Origin of the sequence: Microbacterium sp. ZXX196 (assembly GCF_009709595.1) — a bacterium.
GTDB classification, from domain to species: domain Bacteria; phylum Actinomycetota; class Actinomycetes; order Actinomycetales; family Microbacteriaceae; genus Microbacterium; species Microbacterium excoecariae.
This window is the reverse complement of the sequence record NZ_WMEE01000002.1, coordinates 332898-351262: the sequence shown is the minus strand read 5'-3', so window position 1 is coordinate 351262 and position 18365 is coordinate 332898. Positions and strand designations below refer to the sequence as shown.

Annotated in this window: 20 protein-coding genes; 5 read left to right on the top strand and 15 right to left on the bottom strand. The window is 72.9% G+C overall.

Translation table 11 applies throughout. The features are described from left to right. On the bottom strand, positions 1–277 hold a 277-nt coding region (locus tag GJQ66_RS03320), incomplete at its 3' end, for a hypothetical protein (protein ID WP_155047882.1). 149 nt (positions 278–426) lie between these two features. On the opposite strand from GJQ66_RS03320, the gene GJQ66_RS03315 reads away from it, so the two are divergent. Further along, complete coding sequence (locus GJQ66_RS03315; RefSeq protein ID WP_368732612.1) at positions 427–1509, top strand: substrate-binding domain-containing protein; 1083 nt, start codon at positions 427–429, stop codon at positions 1507–1509. A 9-nt stretch (positions 1510–1518) separates the two neighbouring features. Here the strand turns inward: GJQ66_RS03315 and GJQ66_RS03310 are convergent, their stop codons facing one another. Continuing rightward, a complete protein-coding gene (locus GJQ66_RS03310) occupies positions 1519–2628 on the bottom strand; it encodes a fatty acid desaturase (protein ID WP_368732615.1) in 1110 nt (369 codons plus the stop codon). Between the two features lie 181 nt (positions 2629–2809). Between GJQ66_RS03310 and GJQ66_RS03305 the strand changes: the two genes are divergently transcribed. Continuing rightward, positions 2810–3328, top strand: coding sequence for an NUDIX hydrolase (locus GJQ66_RS03305; RefSeq protein WP_155047881.1), 519 nt, complete (start codon positions 2810–2812; stop codon positions 3326–3328). Between the two features lie 15 nt (positions 3329–3343). Here GJQ66_RS03305 and GJQ66_RS03300 read toward each other — a convergent pair whose 3' ends face one another. The 4 genes from GJQ66_RS03300 to GJQ66_RS03285 are packed head-to-tail and all read right to left on the bottom strand — an operon-like array spanning position 3344 to position 6370. After that, positions 3344–4264, bottom strand: a complete 921-nt coding sequence (locus tag GJQ66_RS03300; protein ID WP_155047880.1) for an ABC transporter substrate-binding protein — start codon at positions 4262–4264, stop codon at positions 3344–3346. A gap of 14 nt (positions 4265–4278) precedes the next feature. Beyond that, positions 4279–4992 (bottom strand): ABC transporter permease, encoded by a 714-nt coding sequence (locus GJQ66_RS03295; RefSeq protein WP_368732611.1) that lies wholly within the window; start codon positions 4990–4992, stop codon positions 4279–4281. Continuing rightward, entirely contained in the window at positions 4989–5648 is a 660-nt protein-coding gene (locus GJQ66_RS03290; protein WP_155047879.1) for an ABC transporter permease, read from the bottom strand. The genes GJQ66_RS03295 and GJQ66_RS03290 overlap by 4 nt, the downstream gene beginning before the upstream one ends. Continuing rightward, entirely contained in the window at positions 5645–6370 is a 726-nt protein-coding gene (locus GJQ66_RS03285; RefSeq protein WP_368732610.1) for an ABC transporter ATP-binding protein, read from the bottom strand. The genes GJQ66_RS03290 and GJQ66_RS03285 overlap by 4 nt, the downstream gene beginning before the upstream one ends. A 157-nt stretch (positions 6371–6527) precedes the next feature. Here GJQ66_RS03285 and GJQ66_RS03280 point away from each other — a divergent pair, with 157 nt between their 5' ends. Genes GJQ66_RS03280 through pgi form a run of 3 tightly spaced genes read left to right on the top strand, consistent with a single transcriptional unit; the run spans position 6528 to position 10019 of the window. Continuing rightward, entirely contained in the window at positions 6528–6959 is a 432-nt protein-coding gene (locus GJQ66_RS03280; protein WP_155047877.1) for a DUF1761 domain-containing protein, read from the top strand. After that, a complete protein-coding gene (locus GJQ66_RS03275; protein ID WP_155047876.1) occupies positions 6956–8299 on the top strand; it encodes an NAD(P)/FAD-dependent oxidoreductase in 1344 nt (447 codons plus the stop codon). Before GJQ66_RS03280 ends, GJQ66_RS03275 begins: the two co-directional genes overlap by 4 nt. 46 nt (positions 8300–8345) lie before the next feature. Beyond that, positions 8346–10019 carry a glucose-6-phosphate isomerase gene (gene pgi / locus GJQ66_RS03270; protein WP_155047875.1) on the top strand — a complete coding sequence of 558 codons (1674 nt, stop codon included), beginning with the start codon at positions 8346–8348 and terminating at the stop codon, positions 10017–10019. Positions 10020–10123: 104 nt separating this feature from the next. Here the strand turns inward: pgi and GJQ66_RS03265 are convergent, their stop codons facing one another. Genes GJQ66_RS03265 through idi form a run of 9 tightly spaced genes read right to left on the bottom strand, consistent with a single transcriptional unit; the run spans position 10124 to position 18346 of the window. Continuing rightward, the gene (locus GJQ66_RS03265) at positions 10124–11662 is read right to left on the bottom strand and encodes an SDR family oxidoreductase (protein WP_368732609.1); all 1539 of its coding nucleotides are present in this window, start codon (positions 11660–11662) and stop codon (positions 10124–10126) included. Next, positions 11659–12837: a ferrochelatase gene (locus GJQ66_RS03260; protein WP_155047874.1), complete on the bottom strand. Its 1179-nt coding sequence runs from the start codon at positions 12835–12837 to the stop codon at positions 11659–11661. The genes GJQ66_RS03265 and GJQ66_RS03260 overlap by 4 nt, the downstream gene beginning before the upstream one ends. A gap of 17 nt (positions 12838–12854) precedes the next feature. Then, positions 12855–13715 carry a prenyltransferase gene (locus GJQ66_RS03255; RefSeq protein ID WP_368732608.1) on the bottom strand — a complete coding sequence of 287 codons (861 nt, stop codon included), beginning with the start codon at positions 13713–13715 and terminating at the stop codon, positions 12855–12857. Then, positions 13705–14001: a lycopene cyclase domain-containing protein gene (locus tag GJQ66_RS03250; RefSeq protein WP_368732607.1), complete on the bottom strand. Its 297-nt coding sequence runs from the start codon at positions 13999–14001 to the stop codon at positions 13705–13707. The genes GJQ66_RS03255 and GJQ66_RS03250 overlap by 11 nt, the downstream gene beginning before the upstream one ends. Next, positions 13998–14321: a lycopene cyclase domain-containing protein gene (locus GJQ66_RS03245; RefSeq protein WP_155047873.1), complete on the bottom strand. Its 324-nt coding sequence runs from the start codon at positions 14319–14321 to the stop codon at positions 13998–14000. Before GJQ66_RS03245 ends, GJQ66_RS03250 begins: the two co-directional genes overlap by 4 nt. Next, complete coding sequence (gene crtI, locus GJQ66_RS03240) at positions 14321–15862, bottom strand: phytoene desaturase family protein (protein ID WP_155047872.1); 1542 nt, start codon at positions 15860–15862, stop codon at positions 14321–14323. Before crtI ends, GJQ66_RS03245 begins: the two co-directional genes overlap by 1 nt. Continuing rightward, the gene (locus GJQ66_RS03235; RefSeq protein WP_368732606.1) at positions 15859–16731 is read right to left on the bottom strand and encodes a phytoene/squalene synthase family protein; all 873 of its coding nucleotides are present in this window, start codon (positions 16729–16731) and stop codon (positions 15859–15861) included. Before GJQ66_RS03235 ends, crtI begins: the two co-directional genes overlap by 4 nt. Further along, entirely contained in the window at positions 16728–17771 is a 1044-nt protein-coding gene (locus GJQ66_RS03230; protein WP_196215791.1) for a polyprenyl synthetase family protein, read from the bottom strand. Before GJQ66_RS03230 ends, GJQ66_RS03235 begins: the two co-directional genes overlap by 4 nt. After that, positions 17768–18346 (bottom strand): isopentenyl-diphosphate Delta-isomerase, encoded by a 579-nt coding sequence (gene idi, locus GJQ66_RS03225; RefSeq protein WP_368732605.1) that lies wholly within the window; start codon positions 18344–18346, stop codon positions 17768–17770. The genes GJQ66_RS03230 and idi overlap by 4 nt, the downstream gene beginning before the upstream one ends. Positions 18347–18365: the final 19 nt, after the last annotated feature.

Sequence of the window (18365 nt, the reverse complement as noted above, 5' to 3'; positions counted from 1 at the left end):
GTCCCGCCCATGTAGCGGGTGGGCGTGCCGAACGCCTTGTTCGTGAGGTCGGTCCAGGGGGGATCGCGGCGACGACGACCAGCGCCGGCAGCACCGCGACGGCCCACGGCTCGCCCGCCACGAGCACGGCGTCGGCCGCCGCAACCGTCACGGTCGCGCTCGTCGCACCCGACACCGCGAGCGCGCGCCACCCGCCGGCCCGCGCCGTGCGCACGAACGGCCGGAGCACCGAGCGCTCGCCGTCGCGCGGGCGGGGCGCGGGCTTCGGCTCCGCCACGACGCCGCGGAGGTGCGCGTCGAGACCCGGCGCGTCGAGGATCCCTTCATGACGCGGGCGTGGGGCTCCCAGGTCAGCCGGGTCGTTCTCTCGACCCCCGCCGCGGCCGGCGGCCTGACCGTTCGCGCCGAGGTGTGGGAGGGCGAACGGTGAGCGACGACGGCCGCGCCTTCGGCCTGACCCGTCGCGAGCGGATCCTCGACGAGCTGCGGCAACACGGATCCGTGCGCGTGCGGGACCTCGCACGTGACCTCGGCGTCGCGGAGCTGACGATCCGTCGCGACATCGGCTGGCTCGCCGAGCAGGGCCTCGCGACGCGCGTGCACGGCGGCGCGACCCTCCGCAGCGAGCTCGACCGGCCGGGGGGTGCGCGCGCGAACGCCGCGCGGTTCCGCATCGGGATGGTCGTCCCCTCGCTCGACTACTCCTGGCCGCAGATCGTGCTCGGGGCCCGCGCGGCGGCCGGCGCGCACCGCGTGCAGCTCGCGCTCCGCGGCGCGAGCTACGCGATCGATGACCAGCGCCGACAGATCGCCTCGCTCGTCGAGTCCGGGGTCCACGGGCTCCTCGTCGCTCCCGAGACCCTGGGTTCCGAGGGGCAGGCGCTCCTCCGCTGGCTCGAAGCGCTCCCGCTGCCGGTCGTCCTCGTCGAGCGCCAGGCGCCCGCGGCGCTCGGGCTCACCCGGCTCGAATGGGTCACAACGGATCACGTCTTCGGCGGGGAGCTCGCCGTACGCCATCTCGCGGCGCTCGGGCACGCGCGAGTCGGCATCGTCACGTCGTCGCAGTCGCCGACCTCGGCTCGGCTCCGGCTGGGGTTCTCCCGCGCCGTGCGCGATCTCGGGCTCTCCGCGGAGGTGGACCTCTCCGCCTCGTTCGACCGGGTGTCCGCGGCGGCACGCGCCGCGCTGATCGACACGCTGCTGGAGAGCGTGCGGGCGACCGAGACGACGGCTCTCCTCGTGCACTCGGACCCCCAGGCGCTCCTCGTGCAGCAACACGCCGCGGACGCGGGGTGGCGGATGCCGGAGGAGCTCGCGCTCATCGCGTACGACGACGAGATCGCCGAGAGCGGCGAGCCGCCGCTCTCCGCGCTTCGTCCCGCCAAACAACACGTCGGGCGGCGCGCGATCGAGGTGATGGTCGCGCGGCTCGCCGACGGACCGGCGCGGCCCATCGAGCGCGTGCAGATCGTCCCCCAGCTCCACGCCCGCGCCTCGACCGCGCGATGAGCGCGGCCGCTACGCGCGCCCGAGCCCGGCCGCCGCGGGGCACACGAACGGATCCCTCGCCGCCAGACCCACTTGATTGAGATATGCGACGACACGAGCGTACGACTCCCCCATCGACGCCTCGACATAGGGCACGTCGTGGCTGCGGCAGAAGTCCCGCACCACCTCGCGCGCCTTCCCGAGATACGGCCGCGCCATCGACGGGAAAAGGTGGTGCTCGATCTGATGGTTCAGCCCGCCGTACAGCGCCGTCGCCCACCATCCGCCACGAATATTGCGCGAGGTGCGCACCTGCTTCGAAAAGAAGTCGAGGCGGGCGTCGGGGGCGATCACGGGCATTCCCTTGTGGTTGGGGGCAAACGACGCGCCCATGTAGACCCCGAACACGGCCAGCTGCACGCCGAGGAAGGCGACGGCCATGCCGAACGGAAGAACGAGGAACAGGGGCACGAGGAACACCGCGAACCGCACGGCGAGCAGGGCGAGCTCGACCCAGCGCCGCTTGACGGGGCCCCGTGCGCAGAGCGCAACGATGCTCTGCACGTGGAGATTCACCCCCTCCAGCAGAAGCAGCGGGAAGAAGAGCCACCCCTGCTGTCGCGTAATGAGGCGGCGCAGCCCCCGCGTCCGGGCCGCGTCCTCCTGGAGGAAGGAGATCGTGTCCACGGCGATGTCCGGGTCCTTCCCCACCCGATTGGGGTTCGCGTGATGGCGCGAATGTTTGCGGTCCCACCACGCCATGCTCATCCCGATCGCGCCGGCGAGCACGACCCCCAGGCGGTCGTTGGCGGTGCCGGACGCGAGGATCTGGCGGTGCGCGGCCTCGTGCGCGAGAAACGCGACCTGCGTGAAGATGACGCCGAGGCAGGCGGCGATCAGCAGCTGGAACCAGTTCTCGCCCAGCAGGACGAAGCAGGCGCTCGCCGCGCCGAGCGCGAGCGCGAGCGCCGCACCCACGAGGGCGTAGAACCCGCGTGCGCGCCGGAAGAGGCCCATTTCGCGGACGACGCCCGAGACCTGAACGTAGGCCTTCGCGATGGGCGGGAAGTCGTCGGCGCCAGCATAGGTCTGGCGGACAGGTCCGAGCGTGCTCGGGCGGACGGTCTGGCTGGGAGAGATATCAGCACCGGTCTCGTCGGCGTCGTCGCCGAGGCGTCGTCGCGATGTGGGCGGCGGGCATCCGCCCGCCGACGCCTTCACGGTACGGCGTCGTGCATACGTGGGGCGGCATGTGCGCCCCCTCGACCGAACGTGCCCGGCCGCGGCGGAGGTGCGCGGACCCACGTGCGAGGATCGGGAGATGGATGTGCTCTCCGAGCTGCGTAGCGCCCCCGCGTGTCCCGCCCGCGATCGGTTCCTCACCTTCGCCGTCGACGGCGGCGAGGAGGCGCTCTGGAAGGGGCTGGCCCCGGAGCACCTCACGGCGTCGTGCTTCGTGTTCTCGCCGGACGGCGCGCACATCCTCCTGAGCCATCACCGCAAGGGCGGGTTCTGGGTCCAGTTCGGGGGTCACCTCGAGCGCCGGGACGCGACGCTCGCGGGCGCGGCACGGCGCGAGGCGCGCGAGGAATCCGGGATCCCCGAGCTGGAACTGGCGCTCGCGCGAATCGTCGACCTGGAGCGGCACGCGCTCGGCGGCGGGTTCGCCTGCGCCGCGCACTGGGACGTCGGGTTCGTCGCGATCGCCCCGGAAGGCGCGACCGTCGCGGTGAGCGCGGAGAGCCTCGACGTGCGCTGGTTCGACGTGACCGATCTCCCGGCAACGAGCGCCCCGGGGCTCGCCCCGCGGATCGCGACGGCGCGCGCGGCGCTCGGCTGAGCGCCGCGCGGCGCGTCAGTCGAACAGGCCGGACTCGTCGAGCCAGCCCTCGGCGATGTCCTCGGACGACATCTTGTCGTCGGAGCTCTGCGCGTTCAGCGCGATCAGGTCCTCGGTCGTGAGCGCGCCCTGCACGGCGTTGATGGCCGTCACGGCCTCCTCGCTCGCGGCGTCGGAGGAGATGAGCGGCACGACGTTCTGCGCCAGCACCATGTCCTCCGGGTCCTCGAGCGTGACGAGGTCGTTCGCGGCGATGGACGGCGTCGTCGAGTAGATGTCTGCCATCTCGACGTCTCCGTCCAGCAGCGCCTGAAGGGTGTTGGGGCCGCCGCCGTCGTTGATCGGCACGAGCGTCGCGTCGATGCCGTACACGTCCTTCAGGCCCGGAATTCCATACGGCCGCTCGGCGAGCTCGGGGTTCGCGGCGACGCGGATCTCCATGTCGAGGTCGGCGAGGTCGGCGAGGCTCGTGACCCCGTATTCCTCGCTGAACTCGCGCGTGACGTTGTACGAGTCGGCGTCGGCGGCCTCGGCCATCTCGAGCACGTCGTAGCCCTCCGGCACGGCATCGGACAGCGCCTCGTATACGGCGTCCGCCCCCTCGGCCTCGACCGAGTCGTCGAAGAACTGCAGGAGGTTCCCCGTGTAGTCCGGGACGAGGTCGACGGATCCGTCTTCGAGCGCCGCGATGTACACCTCGCGCGATCCGATGGCGGGCGACACCGACACATCGAGCCCGGCGCGCTCGAGCGCCCCCGCGTATATGTAGGCGATGATCTCCGACTCGGCGAAGGCGGCCGAGCCGACCGTGATCGCGTCGCCGCTCCCCTCGGAGGATCCCTCGCTGGCCAACGGGTCCGAGGACCCGCAGCTTGCCAGGACGAGGGCGGTCGCGGCGAGAGTGGCCCCCGCCGCGAGGCGTGATGTCGTGCGCATGGCGTTCCTGCCTTTCATGATGCGGCCTCCGTGACGGGGCCGCGGGTTCGTCGGTCACGGTACCCGGTGCCCCGGACACCGCGGGGGGTGATCGCGCGTTGCGCCCCGGCGAAGGCGAGGTCGACGACCAGGGCCAGGGCGATGACGATGAGGGATCCGCCGAGCATCTGCGCGTAGTCGCGCACGGCGAGCCCGTCGATGAGGAAGCGGCCGAGGCCGCCGAGGGGGAGGAAGGCCGCGACCGTCCAGGTGGCGATCACCTGGAGCGCCGCCGAGCGCACGCCGCCCGCGATGAGGGGCAGAGCCAGGGGCAGCTCGACCTGCCAGACCATCTGCCAGGTGGTGAATCCCACGGCGCGCGCGGCGCCCCGCGTGGCGGGGTCGATCGCCTCGACGCCCGCGTACGCGCCCGCGAGGATCGGCGGAATCGCGAGGATGACGAGGGCCATAAGCGGGGCCATCAGGCCGGTGCCGAGCAGCAGCGCGAGGAGCGTGACCAGGCCGAGGGTGGGCAGCGCGCGCAGCGCCCCCGTGAACGGCACGACGACCTCGCGCCCGCGTCCCGTGTGCCCGATCGCGACGCCGACCGGCAGGGCGATGGCGACGGCGATCGCGAGTGTGAGCGCCGAGTATCCGAGGTGCTCACCAAGGCGCGCGCCCGCGCCCGCCGGCCCCTGCCACGTCACGGGGTCGAGGACCCACGCGACGGCATCCGCGAACACGTTCACGCGCGCACCCCCGTCCGCGTCGCGGCCCGTCGCGTCCAGGGCATCGCGAGCCTGCCCGCCAGCACGAGGACCGCATCGAGCGCGAGCGCGATGAGGACCGTGCCGACGACGCCGACGGCGATCTCCGTGACATAGCCGCGCTGATATCCGTCGACGAAGTAGTACCCGAGGGACTGCACGCCGATCAGGGATCCGACCGTCACGAGGCTCACGGTGCTCACGGAGACGACCCGCAGACCGGCGAGCAGCACGGGGCCGGCGGCCGGCAGGTCGACCCCCCAGAACCGCTGCCACCCGCCAAAGCCCACGGCGGTCGCCGCGAGGCGCAGGTCGCTATCGACGGAGGCGAGGGCGTCCGCCGTCGTCCGCAGCATCAGGGCGAGCGCGTAGATCGTGAGCGCGACCACGACGTTGAGGGGATCGAGGATCTGCGTGCCGATGAGCGCGGGCATGACGATGAACAGCGGGAGCGAGGGGATCGCGTAGAGCAGACCCGAGACGCTCAACAACACGCCGCGTCCCACGTGGTTGCGGTTCGCCAGCCACCCGAGCGGGAGCGAGATGGCGGCGCCCAGCAGCGTCGGCACGAGGGCGAGGACCACGTGCTGCCCCGCGTAGCGCGCGATCTGGTCGAGGTTCGCGGCGAGCCAGGTCATCGCAGAATGCTGCGGGGACGGCCCGCGTCGATAAAGCGGGCGACGAAGTCGTCGGCCGGGGTCTCGAGGAGCTCCTGCGGGGGTCCGATCTGCGCGACGCGCCCGCCGGGGCGGAAGAGCGCGACCTGGTCGCCGAGGAGGAAGGCCTCATCGATGTCGTGCGTGACGAACACGATCGTCTTTCCGAAGTCCTCGCGGAGACGCCGGAGTTCCTCCTGCAGCTCGGCGCGCACGACGGGGTCGACGGCGCCGAACGGCTCGTCCATGAGGAGGATCTCGGTGTCCGCGGCGAGCGCCCGCGCGACGCCCACGCGCTGCTGCTGCCCGCCCGAGAGCTGCGACGGATATCGCTTCGCCAACGCCGTGTCGAGCCCCACGGCAGCCATCATCTCGACGGCGCGTTCGCGGGCCTCGGCGCGAGATGTACCGGACAACAGCGGCACGGTGGCGACGTTATCGACGACCGTGCGGTGTGGGAGGAGGCCGGCGTGCTGCATGACGTAGCCGATGGACCGGCGCAGCGCGACCGGCTCGCGGCCCGCGACGTCCTCCCCGCCCACGAGCACGACGCCCGACGTGGGGTCGACCATCCGGTTGATCATGCGCAGCGCCGTGGTCTTGCCGCTGCCGGAGGACCCCACGAAACACGTGGTCGTGCCGCGCTCGACGACGAGGTCGACGCCGTCGACGGCGAGCGTTCCGTCCGGGAACCTCTTGGACACGCCTCGAAACTCCACGGCCGCGTTCATGACGAATCCCCTCGTTCGGACAGCGCGTGCCTCGACGCTACCGCGATCCCGACGGCGCGGCGCGCGCCCGCGCGACACAGGACACATATCGCCGCTTCTGCGCCGCGCCCGCGGACGCTACCGTCGAGGCATGATTCCGGAGATCAACTATTACGCCGTCGTGCTGGCCGCGTTGTCCTCGATGGTCGTGGGCAGCGTCTGGTACTCCCCGCGGGTCTTCGGGACGCGCGGGGCGCGACTCGCGAACGTCTCGATGGACGGGGAGGCGAAGGACGCCGTCGGGCCGATCATGCTGACGGTCATCGTGAGCTTCGTCACGGCCTGGGTGTTGGCGGGCGCCGCGACGATCGCGTGGCACTTCTATTCCGGCAGCTACCTGCTCTCCGCGGTCGTGACGGCCGCGCTCATGTGGGTCGGTTTTACCGCCGCGCGTGTCATCACCCACGACGCGCTCGAGCGGCGGCCCGCCGGCCTGACGCTGTTGACCATCTCGCACGAGTGCGTGACCATCATCGTCATGGGAATCATCATCGGCGTGTGGCCGCCGGCGGCGACCGTATGAGCGACACCGAGCTCGACCTTCTCGTTCTGGGATCCGGCACGGCGGGCGTCGCCGCGGCCGCCGCGTGCGCGGCGGAGGGCTGGCGGGTCGCGGTCGCCGACCCCGCGCCGTTCGGCGGCACGTGCGCGCTGCGCGGGTGTGACCCGAAGAAGATTTTGCGGCGCGGGGCGGAGATCGTCGACGCCGCGCGCCTGCTGGAGGGGCGCGGCATCGACCCCGCGGGCCTCGCGATCGACTGGGCGGGGCTCATGGCGCACAAGCGCGGCTTCACGGACGCCATGCCGCAGCGCATCGAGCAGCACCTCGACAGCCTCGGCGTGCGGATCCTCCGGGGCGCGGGGGCCTGGGCGTCTCCGGAGGTCGTGGAGGTCGCGGGCGAGCGGATCCGCGCGCGCCACGTCGTCATCGCGACGGGCGCGGTGCCGCGGCCGCTCGCATTCGACGGCGCCGACCTCGTGACCGACAGCACGGGGTTTCTCGAGCGGGAGGCGCTCCCCGAGCGCATCGTGTTCATCGGGGGCGGGTTCATCTCGTTCGAGTTCGCGCACATCGCCTCGCGCGCCGGCGCCGACTGCACCATCGTGCACCGGCACGAGCGCCCCCTGTCGGGCTACGACCCGGATCTCGTCGATGCGCTCACGGCGCGCACGGCCGAGCTCGGCGTGCACCTCGAGAAGGACCGCGACGTCACGGCGGTGCGCCGCGCGGGCGGCACGCTCGAGGTTGTGCTGGACGACGGATCCGTCGTCGCCGCGGACCTCGTCGTGCACGGGGCCGGGCGGGTCCCGAACACGCAGGCCCTCGGGCTCGAGGCCGGCGGCATCGCCCACTCGGAGCGCGGCATCGCGGTCGACGACCGGCTCCGCAGCACCACGAATCCGCGCGTGTTCGCCGCCGGCGACGTCGCCGACTCACCCGGCGCTCCGCTCACGCCGGTCGCGTCGCTCGAGGGTTCCGCCGTCGCGAAGACCCTGCTCGGAACGGACACCGCGCCGAACTATCGGGGCATTCCGCGCACGGTGTTCACGATCCCCGAGCTCACGCGCGTCGGCCTCGATGCCGACGAGGCGCGCGTGGCGGGTCATCGCCCGCGGGTGGACGCGTCCGACACCGCCGAGTGGTTCTCGAACTATCGGGTGGGCGAGACCGCCGCCGCGGCGCGCGTGGTCGTCGACGAGGAGACGGACGTCGTGCTCGGCGCGCAGCTCCTCGGCCCCGAGTACGCGGAACTCGTGAACGTGTTCGCGCTCGCCGTGCGGCTGGGCCTCACGACGGCCCAGCTGGGCGACGTCGTCATGGCGTATCCGACCGTCGGATCCGATCTCGCCTCCCTGCTGTAGCGACGCCCGCGCGCGCGACCCGCGCGCGGGTCGGTAGGTTGGCACCATGACTGCTCCCGTCGATCCCACCACCACGGCCGCCTGGGCCGATCTTGCGCGCCTCAGCGACGCGCTCACGCCGGACCTGCGCGGCTGGTTCGCCGACGACGAGGCGCGTGCCGAGCGCTACTCGTTCGGTCTCGCCGACCTGCACGTTGACCTGTCGAAGAACCTCGTGACGGACGAGATCCTGGAGGCCCTCGTCCGGCTCGCCGAGGAGACCGGCGTGGCCGAGCGCTTCGACGCGATGCTCGAGGGCGCGCACATCAACACGACCGAGGACCGCGCGGTGCTTCACACCGCCCTGCGCCGCCCCGCGGGGTCGACGCTCCTCGTCGACGGCCAGGACATCGACCGCGATGTGCAGGAGGTGCTCGCGCGCATCGAGGCCTTCGCGACCCGCGTGCGCTCGGGCGCGTGGACCGGCGTGACGGGCAAGCGCGTCACGCACGTCGTCAACATCGGCATCGGCGGATCCGATCTCGGCCCCGTCATGGTCTACGAGGCCCTCGCACCGTATGCCGACGCCGGCATCGAGGCGCGGTTCGTCTCGAACATCGACCCCACGGATCTCGCCCAGAAGACGGCGGACCTGGATCCGGAGACGACGCTGTTCATCGTCGCGTCGAAGACCTTCACGACGCTCGAGACGCTGACGAACGCGCGCCTCGCGCGCGACTGGCTCTGGGCCGGCCTGGCCGCGCGCGATGCGATCGCCGACGACGACCAGGCGCGGACGGACGCGGTTGGCCGCCACTTCGTCGCCGTCTCGACGGCGCTGGAGAAGGTCGCCGAGTTCGGCATCGACCCCGACAACGCCTTCGGGTTCTGGGACTGGGTCGGCGGCCGGTACTCGGTCGATTCGGCGATCGGCACGTCGCTCGCCGTCGTGTTCGGACCGACGGCGTTCCGCGAGCTGCTCGCGGGGTTCCACGCGGTCGACGAGCACGTGCGGACCACGCCGCTCCCCCGAAACGTCCCCGTCCTCATGGGGCTGCTCAACGTCTGGTACACGAACTTCCGCGGCGCCCAGTCGCACGCCGTCCTGCCTTACGCGCAGCAGCTGAGCCGGTTCGCCGCGTACCTGCAGCAGCTCACGATGGAGTCGAACGGCAAGTCGGTGCGGTGGGACGGATCGCCCGTGACGACCGACACGGGCGAGGTGTTCTGGGGCGAGCCCGGGACGAACGGCCAGCACGCGTTCTACCAGCTGATCCACCAGGGCACGCGCCTCATCCCCGCCGACTTCATCGCGTTCGCCACCCCCGCCTATCCCCTGGCGGACGGCGGCCGCGACGTCCACGGGCTCCTGCTCGCGAACTTCCTCGCGCAGACGAAGGCGCTCGCGTTCGGGAAGACGGCGGAGGAGGTCGAGGCCGAGGGCACCACGGGCCCGCTCATCGCGGCGCGCACGTTCAGCGGCAACCGCCCGACGACGTCCATCTTCGCTCCGGCGTTGACCCCGGCCGTCCTGGGCCAGCTCATCGCGCTGTACGAGCACATCACGTTCACGCAGGGCGTCGTGTGGGGCATCAACTCGTTCGACCAGTGGGGCGTGGAGCTCGGCAAGCAGCTCGCCCTGCAGATCGCGCCCGCGATCGAGGGCGACGAGGAGGCCGTGGCTGCGCAGGACGCGTCCACGCGCAGCCTCCTCGCCTACTACCGCGCTCACCGCTCCTGAGCCGCCGGCGGGCGCGCCGCGGATCCGGATCCGTGACGCGCCCGCCCGCGCGGAGCGCGCCGCACGCGGACCCGCAGTGTCCCGGCCGACGTGCGAAGGCGACGTCACGCGGGCGCCTGGCGCTCCGCCTCCTGGACGATGCGGTCGACCATGCCGCGGAAGATGAACCCGTGGAAGGGCAGGACCGAGAGCCAGTACAGGCGGCCGGCGAGCCCGCGCGGGAAGAACACGGCCCGTTGGCGGTAGGACAGGCCTCCCTCCTCCTCAGCGATCCCGAGCTCCAGCCACGCCTCGCCTGGCATGCGCATCTCCGCTCGCAGGCGCAGGAGATGGCCGGGGTCGAGGCGCTCGACGCGCCAGACATCGACGGCGTCTCCCTCGACCAGGCGGCCCCGCTCCCGACGCCCGCGGCGGACGCCGACGCCGCCGAGCGCCCGGTCCATGAGGCCCCGCAGCGCCCAGAGCGCGGAGGAGGAATACCACCCCGTGGCGCCGCCGATCTGCGTGATGACCTGCCAGATCGCGTCGCGGTCGGCGGTCGTCGCGCGGCGGCGGACATCCGTGAACACCGTGCGCCCCGCCCAGTCCGGGTCGCTCGGCAGCGGGTCGCTCGGCGCGCCGACCACGCGCTGGTCGACCCAGCTCGTCTCGACCGCGTCGACCTCGATCCGGCCGAGCGCGAGGCGCACGGCCTCGCGGTAGGAGGTCAACCCGCCCTCCGGCTCGGGAAGGATCTCGGAGGCGGCCCCGTCCTGCACGATGCAGTCGTTCTGCAGCGACTCCACGAGCGGACGAGCGATCTGCCGGGGCACGGGGGTCACGAGGCCCACCCAGTGCGACGCGAGGCGCGGGGTGAACACCGGCAGGGCGGCGATGCCGCGCTGCGGCAGCCCCGCCTCGACGGCGTACCCGTTCATCATCTGGCCGTACCGGAGCACGTCGGGGCCGCCGATGTCGACGGCCCGATTGACGTCGGCGTCCACGCGTGCAGCCGCCAGCAGGTAGTGGAGCACGTCGCGAACCGCGATGGGCTGGATCCAGTTGCGCACCCACCGCGGGGCCGGCATGTACGGCAACACCTCCGTCAGGTGGCGCACCATCTCGAACGACGCGGACCCGGATCCGATGACGACGCCGGCCTGCAGCACGAGCGCGGGCGCCTCGCCCTCGAGGAGGATCCGCCCCACCTCGGCACGGGAGGCGAGGTGGGGCGAGAGCCGGACCCCCTCCGGGTGCAGCCCGCCGAGATACACGACGCGCCGGACGCCCTCGGAGGCCGCGGCGTGCGCCACCGTCTCCGCGATCCGCCGATCGCGCCGGGCGAAGTCGGTCCCCGCCCCCATGGAGTGCACGAGGTGGTAGACCACGTCGACGCCGGCCATCGCGCGGCCGACGGCGTCGGGGTCCGCCGCGTCGCCCTCGACGATGTCGATCCGGTCGGCCCACGGCATCGCTCCCACGCGTCCCCGCGAGCGCGACAGCGCGCGCACGCGGTAGCCCGCTCCGAGGAGGCGCGGCACGAGCCGGCCGCCGAGATAGCCGGTCGCCCCGAGCACCAGGACGAGGGGGCGGGTGCCCGCCGGGGCGGCGAGCGCCTCCTCCTCCCCCGTCGGCGCGCTCAGGCCGCTGGTCCGGGCGGTCACGGCGCCACCCCCGCCGCCGCGGGCCGGAACCCGAGGCGCGCGTTCTCGCAGCACCCGGGTCGGCACACGTCGAACCACGGCCCGAGCTCCGTCGCGTGCGGACGGTCGGAGGCAGGAACGGCGGCGGAACGCTCCTCGATCAGGTCGACGAGCGCGGTCACGAACGCGGGGTCGACGCCCGGGGTCGGCGTGCGCACGGCCGCGATCCCGGCATCCTCCGCGGCCTCGAGCGCCTCGTTGTCGAGGTCCCACATGACCTCCATGTGATCGCTGACGAACCCGATGGGCGCGATGGCGACGCCCGTGACGCCCTCCCCCGGGAGCTCGGCGATCCGGTCGCAGATGTCGGGCTCGAGCCAGGGCTGCGTCGGCGGACCCGAGCGCGACTGGAAAACCAGCTCCCAGCGCACGTCGCGGGCCGCCTGGGACGCGGCGCGCACGCGCTCCATGACGGCCTCGGCGACCGCGCGGTGCTGCGCCTCGTAGGCGCCCCCCGGACCGAAGTCCTCGTCCCGCGGCCCCGAGCGCACCGCATCGTCGGTGGGGATCGAATGCGTCGTGAAGAGCACGCGCGTGTCCTCCGGGCGGCTTCCGTCGGCGAACATCTTCTCGAGCCCCTCGACGAGGCCGGGCACGAAGGACTCAACGAAGCCCGGGTGGTCGAAGAACTGGCGTACCTTATCGATCGTCACGCGGCCCGCCTGGCCGGACTCGACGAGGGCGCGCGCGAAGTCCTCGCGGTACTGGCGGCAGCTCGAATAGGAGCTGTAGGCGCTCGTGGCGATGCCGAGGAGGCGGGTGTGCCCGTTGTCGGCCGCGCGCTGGACGGCATCCGGGAGGTACGGATCCCAGTTCCGATTTCCCCAGTAGACCGGGAGGTCGAGGCCGCGGCGCGCGATCTCCTCCGTCAGGGCCTGCCGGAGCTGGCGATTGTGCTCGTTGATCGGGCTCACGCCGCCGAAGTGGCGGTAGTGCGTCGCGACCTCCTCGAGGCGCTCGTCTGGGATGCCGCGCCCGCGCGTGACGTTCCGGAGAAACGGGATGACGTCGTCCTGTCCCTCGGGCCCGCCGAAGCCGGCGAGGAGGACCGCGTCGTATTGCTGCGGCTCGGTCACGTGCGGCGCGCCCGAGGCGGAGGCCGGGGAGGCGTGGGGGACGGGGTGCGCGGAGGTCATGCGCTCTCCAATCGGGGTCAGGCGGTCCGGATCGCGAAGACGATGAGGAGCATCGTCACGACGAAACCGCAGGCGAAGTTGATCCACAAGAACCGGCGCCACCCGCGGTTGGCGCGGGCGGAGTCGGCGTCGGACACGTTGAGGTAGGGCCACGCGGCCCAGAGGTACGGGACGACGAGGAGTCCGGCCCAGGCGCCGGGCGATCCCACCGTCGCGAGGAGGATTCCCGCCGCCGCCCAGGCGGCGAGCGCGAACCGCACGGTCCCGCGCGCGCCGAGCACCGTGGCGATCGACGAGATCCCACCGTCGCGATCCGGGACGACGTCCTGTACCGCGCCGAACGCGTGGCTCGCCATGCCCCAGAGGAAGAAGGCAGCGAGGATGGCCACGAGCGCCGGATCCCACGCGCCGCCCGCCAGCACGACGCCGTACACGGCGGGGCTCACGAAGTGCGTGCTCGAGGTCACGGAGTCGAGCACCGGGACCTCCTTGAACCGAAACGGGGGCGCCGAGTACGCGACGACCGCGAACAGGCTCACCCCGAGAACGCCCCAGGACCACGGGGAACCGACGATCGCGAGGAACGCGACGAACGGCGCGCACGCGAGCGCCGCGGCCACGAGCACGCCGCGGTGGCGGGCCGGATCGAGCAGAGCCCCCTCGACGCCGCCCTTACGGGGATTGGCGAGGTCCGAGGCGTAGTCGAACACGTCGTTGATGCCATACATCGCGAGGTTGTACGGGACGAGGAAAAACAGCGTGCCGAGCACGAGGGGGAGGTCCACCTCGCGCGCGACGAGAAGGTACGCGGCGGCGAACGGGTAGGCCGTGTTGATCCAGCTGAGCGGCCGGGAGACGGCGAGGAGGTCACGGATCACGGCGCCCCCTGATCAGTGTCCAGGCGGCGGGCAGGAGGAGGCACGCCGCGATCGGGTAGGCGAAGTCCTCGATCGGCGCCCGCCCGATGCGCGCGCCGACGAGGTGCGCGTCGTCGTAGGCCACGAGGCCGGCGGCGATCATGAGGCTGTCGAAGACGGCCGTGAGGGCGACGAGCGCGATCGCCGCGAGCGCGATCGCCGCGATCCGGACGCCGCCGCGGCGCGTCGCGAGCGAGGCCACGAGGGCGACGGCGAGGAACGGCAGGCAGAGCACGAGGTAGGTCACGGTGTCCTCCGCGCGGCGAGGATCCGTTCGACCCCCAGCACGAGCACCATGGTGAGCTCGCACAGGAACGCGAGGAACACGACCTCCTCGATCGGGAGCTCCGGGCCGAGCAGGATCCCCGTCATGAACGCCGTGTCTCCCCGAAAGAACACGCCGAGCGCGATGCCCGCGATGTCCCAGGCCAGGAAGAAGCACACGCCGATCGCAAGCACGGCGAGCGCCCGGCCCGGTGCGGCGCCGAGAAAGAGGCGGTGGCGAAGGTCGAGCGCCACCACGCCGGCGAGCGAGACGACGAGGCACGCCAGGTAGACCAGTCCCATCAGCGCACCTCCAGCGGGCCCGCGCTGGTGTCGCCGCGCAGGCGCTTGAGGACGAGCTCGGCGCTGATGAGGCACATGGGGAGCCCGATGCCGGGGATCGTCGTCGCTCCCGCGAAGAGCAGCCCGTCGACGCGTTTCGAGACATTACGCCCGCGCAAGAACGCGCTCTGGCGAAGGGTGTGCGCCGGCCCGAGCGCTCCCCCGCGCCACGCGCCGAACTCGCGCTCGAAGTCCGCCGGCCCGACCGTGCGGCGCACGACGACGCGCTCGGCGAGGTCGCCGACCCCCGCCCACTCCGCGACCTGCGCGATCGCGCGGTCGACGGTGCGCTCGACGCGCGGATCGCCCGCCCCCTCGTCGCCTCCCGCGCCGATCGCGACGTCCGCGGGCACCGGAACGAGCACGAACAGGTTCTCGTGCCCGGCCGGGGCGACGGTGTCGTCCGAGGCGCTCGGGCGGCACACGTACAGGGACGCCGGGTCGGGGATCCGCGGCTCGTCGCCATAAATGGCGTCGAACCCCGCCTCCCAGTCCCGCGTGAAGAACAGCGAGTGGTGCGCGAGCTCGGGCAGCTCCCCGCGGATGCCGAGGAGTGCGAGGACGGCCCCGGGCCCGGGGTTGCGCGCCTCCCACCACGCGTCGGAGCGCTCGCGGTGCTCGGGCGCGAGGAGCTCGCGCTCCGTCACCCGCAGGTCGGCGGTGGAGACGACGACGTCGGCGGCGAGGACCCGCCGCTCGCCCTCCGGAGATTCCACCTCGACCCCCGTCGCGCGGCCGTCGTCGACGGTGATGTGGCGCGCGGGCGTGGACCGCAGGATCCGGACCCCCGCTTCCTCGGCGACGCGCGCAATCGCGGCGATGACCGCGGCGAAGCCACCGCGCGGATAGAGCACGCCCTGCCCGACGTCGAGATGCGTCATCAGGTGGTACATGCTCGGGGCGGCGGACGGCGAGGTGCCGAGGAACACGGCCGGGTATCCGAGCACCTGCTGCGCGCGGCGGTCGCGGGTGTGCGCCGCGATGAACGCGTCAAGCGGCTGCGTGAGCAGGCGGGCGAGCCGCGGGAGGCGGCGCACCGTGTCGCGCGTGAGAAGCGGGGTGAGGCGCTCGAACGTGCTGTAGAGGAAAGTGTCGGTGGCGATCCGGTAGGTGTCGGATGCGGAATCCAGGTACGCGTCGATGCGCTCCGCGGCGGACGGATCCAGGCCCACGAGCGCGTCGCGCGCGCCGTGCGCGGGCAGGTCGAACGGCTCCGCGTCCCCCTCGAAGAACACGCGGTAGGCGGGGTCGAGCGTCACGAGGTCGAGCTCCGCCGCGGCCGACGTGCCCATGAGCCGGAAGAAGTGGTCGAACACCTCCGGCATGAGGTACCACGACGGCCCCGTGTCGAACGCGAATCCGTCGCGCTCGTAGCGGCCGGCGCGCCCGCCGAGGTCGGCCCGCGCCTCGACGAGGGTCACGTCGTCGCCCTCGCGCGCGAGCAACGCCGCCGTCGCGAGGCCCGCGATGCCGCCGCCGATCACGACGCTCCGACGGGTCATGCGCTCACCCGTCCCGCCGCCGCGAGCGCGAGGATCCGTGCCTTCTCCGCGGCGGGCACGGACGCGCGCGCGCGCCGCACCTCGGCCGCAGGCGTCTCGGCGAGGATGCGGTTGAGCCGCGAGAACAGGCCCCACGCGGCGGCCGTCGCGCGGCGCGACGCCGGCGGCAACCGGTCGATCGCCCGGCGCGCGACGGCGAGGTCGGCGTCGATGTCGTCGACGATCGCGTCCTTGTCGGCCTCCGTGAACCGCGCGGGGTCGATGCCGGGCAGGTACGTGCGGCCGAGCCGGTCGCAGTCATCGGCCAGGTCGCGGAGGAAGTTCACCTTCTGGAAGGCCGCGCCCAGCCGTCGGGCCCCCTCATCCAGCTGCGCGTCGATGGCGATCCCCCGCCCCTCTTGCGCGAAGGCGCGGAGGCACATGGACCCGACGACCTCCGCGGATCCGTGGATGTATGCGCGATAGGCCGCGTCGTCGAAGGCGCGCACGCCGCGCGCGTCCACGCGCATCGAGGCGAAGAACGGCCGTACGAGCGCCTCGTCGATGCCGGTGCGGCGCGCCGTGACGGCGAACGCGTGCACGACGAGGTTCGCGCTGAAGCCGGTGCGCAGCGCGCGGAGCGTGTCGCGCTCGAGGGCGTCGACGAGCTCCAGGGTCTCCCCCGCCGTCGCCCCCGCCTCGCCGGCGGGGCCGTCGACGACCTCGTCCGCGACGCGCACGAGCGCGTAGATATCGGCGATGTGCCCGCGCACGCGGCGCGGGAGGAGCCTGCTGGCGAGGCCGAAGGACGTCGAGTACGCGCCGATCACGCGCGCCGAGGCGGCGCGCGCCGTGGCCGTGTACAGCTCCAGGCCCGTCGCGGCGCTCACGCGTCGCGCTCCACGGAGTGGCGCGCGAGCCGCGTGAGGTCTCGCGCGAGGGCGGCCGGGAGCGCGGCGTCCGCGATGCGGGCACGGATCCGCTCGTGCCGGTCGGCGATGAAGCGCTCCATGTCGGCCGCCGCGCCGCTCGCGACAAGCGCCTCGCGCAGGCGCGCCGCGTCGTTGTCGTCGAGGCCGCGCCGGCCGAACAGGTGAGCGACCGCCTCCCAGGCGGGGTGCCCCTCGGCGTGGGCGACGAGCAGGGTGCGCTTTCCCTCCCGCAGGTCGCCCGTCGCGGTCTTCCCCGTGCGCGCGACGGTCCCGAACACCCCGAGCATGTCGTCGCGGAGCTGGAAGAGGATGCCCATGTCGGTCCCGATCTCGTCGAGCGCGGCGAGCGCGTCATCCCCCGCGCCCGCCAGCACGGCCCCGGCGCGAAGCGGCGCCGAGAACGAGTACGCGGCGGTCTTGCGCGCCATCATACGCAGGATCTCCTCGGGCGCGGCGGCGAGGGTCCCGAGCGCGAGGCCGATGTCCGCGTGCTCGCCGGCCGCCGTGAGGTCCAGGCAGTCGTCAACGATCTCGTGGATCCGACCCCGAGTGTCGGCGCGCACGCGCGCGACCAGAGCGTGCGTCGCACTGAGGAGGAGGTCGCCGGCCAGGAGCGCGGATCCGGTCCCCCACGCCGTCGACGCGCGCGGCGCAACACCGGCGCCGAGCGCGTCTTCGGCGAATCGTCCGGCGAGGTTCGGGCGCCCCCGCCGCACGAGGTCGCCGTCCAGGACGTCGTCGTGGAGGAGGAGGGCCGTGTGCATGACCTCGAATGCGGCCGCGATGAGGACGGCATCGGCCGGCTCGGATCCTCCGTAGGCGTCGTGCGCGCTCCTCACGAGCAGGGGGCGGAGCCGCTTTCCGCCGCGCGACGATTCGGCCGCGCGGCGCCAGAGCGCCTCGTGCGCGCTCCCCACGTCGGCCGCCCGCGCGATGCGCGCGGCGAAGAAATCCTCGAGCACGGCGTCGACGTCGCCCCGCGTCTCGATGGCGCTCACGCGGCGGCCTCCGCCTGTTGCCACGCGCGAGCGCCGATGACCCCGGAGGCGCCCGACAGTTGTCGCGCCTGCATCACGAGCCAGGGGCTGAAGGCCCACGGCGCCGCCTCCAGCGCCGCGGCGAGGTCGTGCGCCTCGACCCACCGCGTGTCCATGACCTCCTCCGGTGCCGGACGGAGGGGCGACGCCGGACGCGCGAGATACACGGGGCAGATCTCGTTCTCGACAACGCCGCTGGCGTCGACCGCGCGGTATCGGAAGTCGGGCAGAGCAAGGCGCAGGTCGGCCACGCGGAGGCCGAGCTCATCGTGCGCGCGGCGTTCGACGGCGTCGGGTATCGGCTCGAACGGCGCGGGATGCCCGCAGAACGCGTTCGTCCAGGTGCCGGGCCACGCGCGCTTCGTGAGCGCCCGGCGGGTGAGCAGGACGCGGCCGTCGTCGTCGACGACGTGGCACGAGAAGGCGAGGTGGAGCGGCGTCGCGGCGTGGTGGACGGTCGCCTTGTCGGTGACGCCCGTGGGACGGCCGCTGTCGTCGAGCAGGATGACACGTTCTGTGGTGGCGTGCACTTCCACTCCTTAGGTTAATTACTCG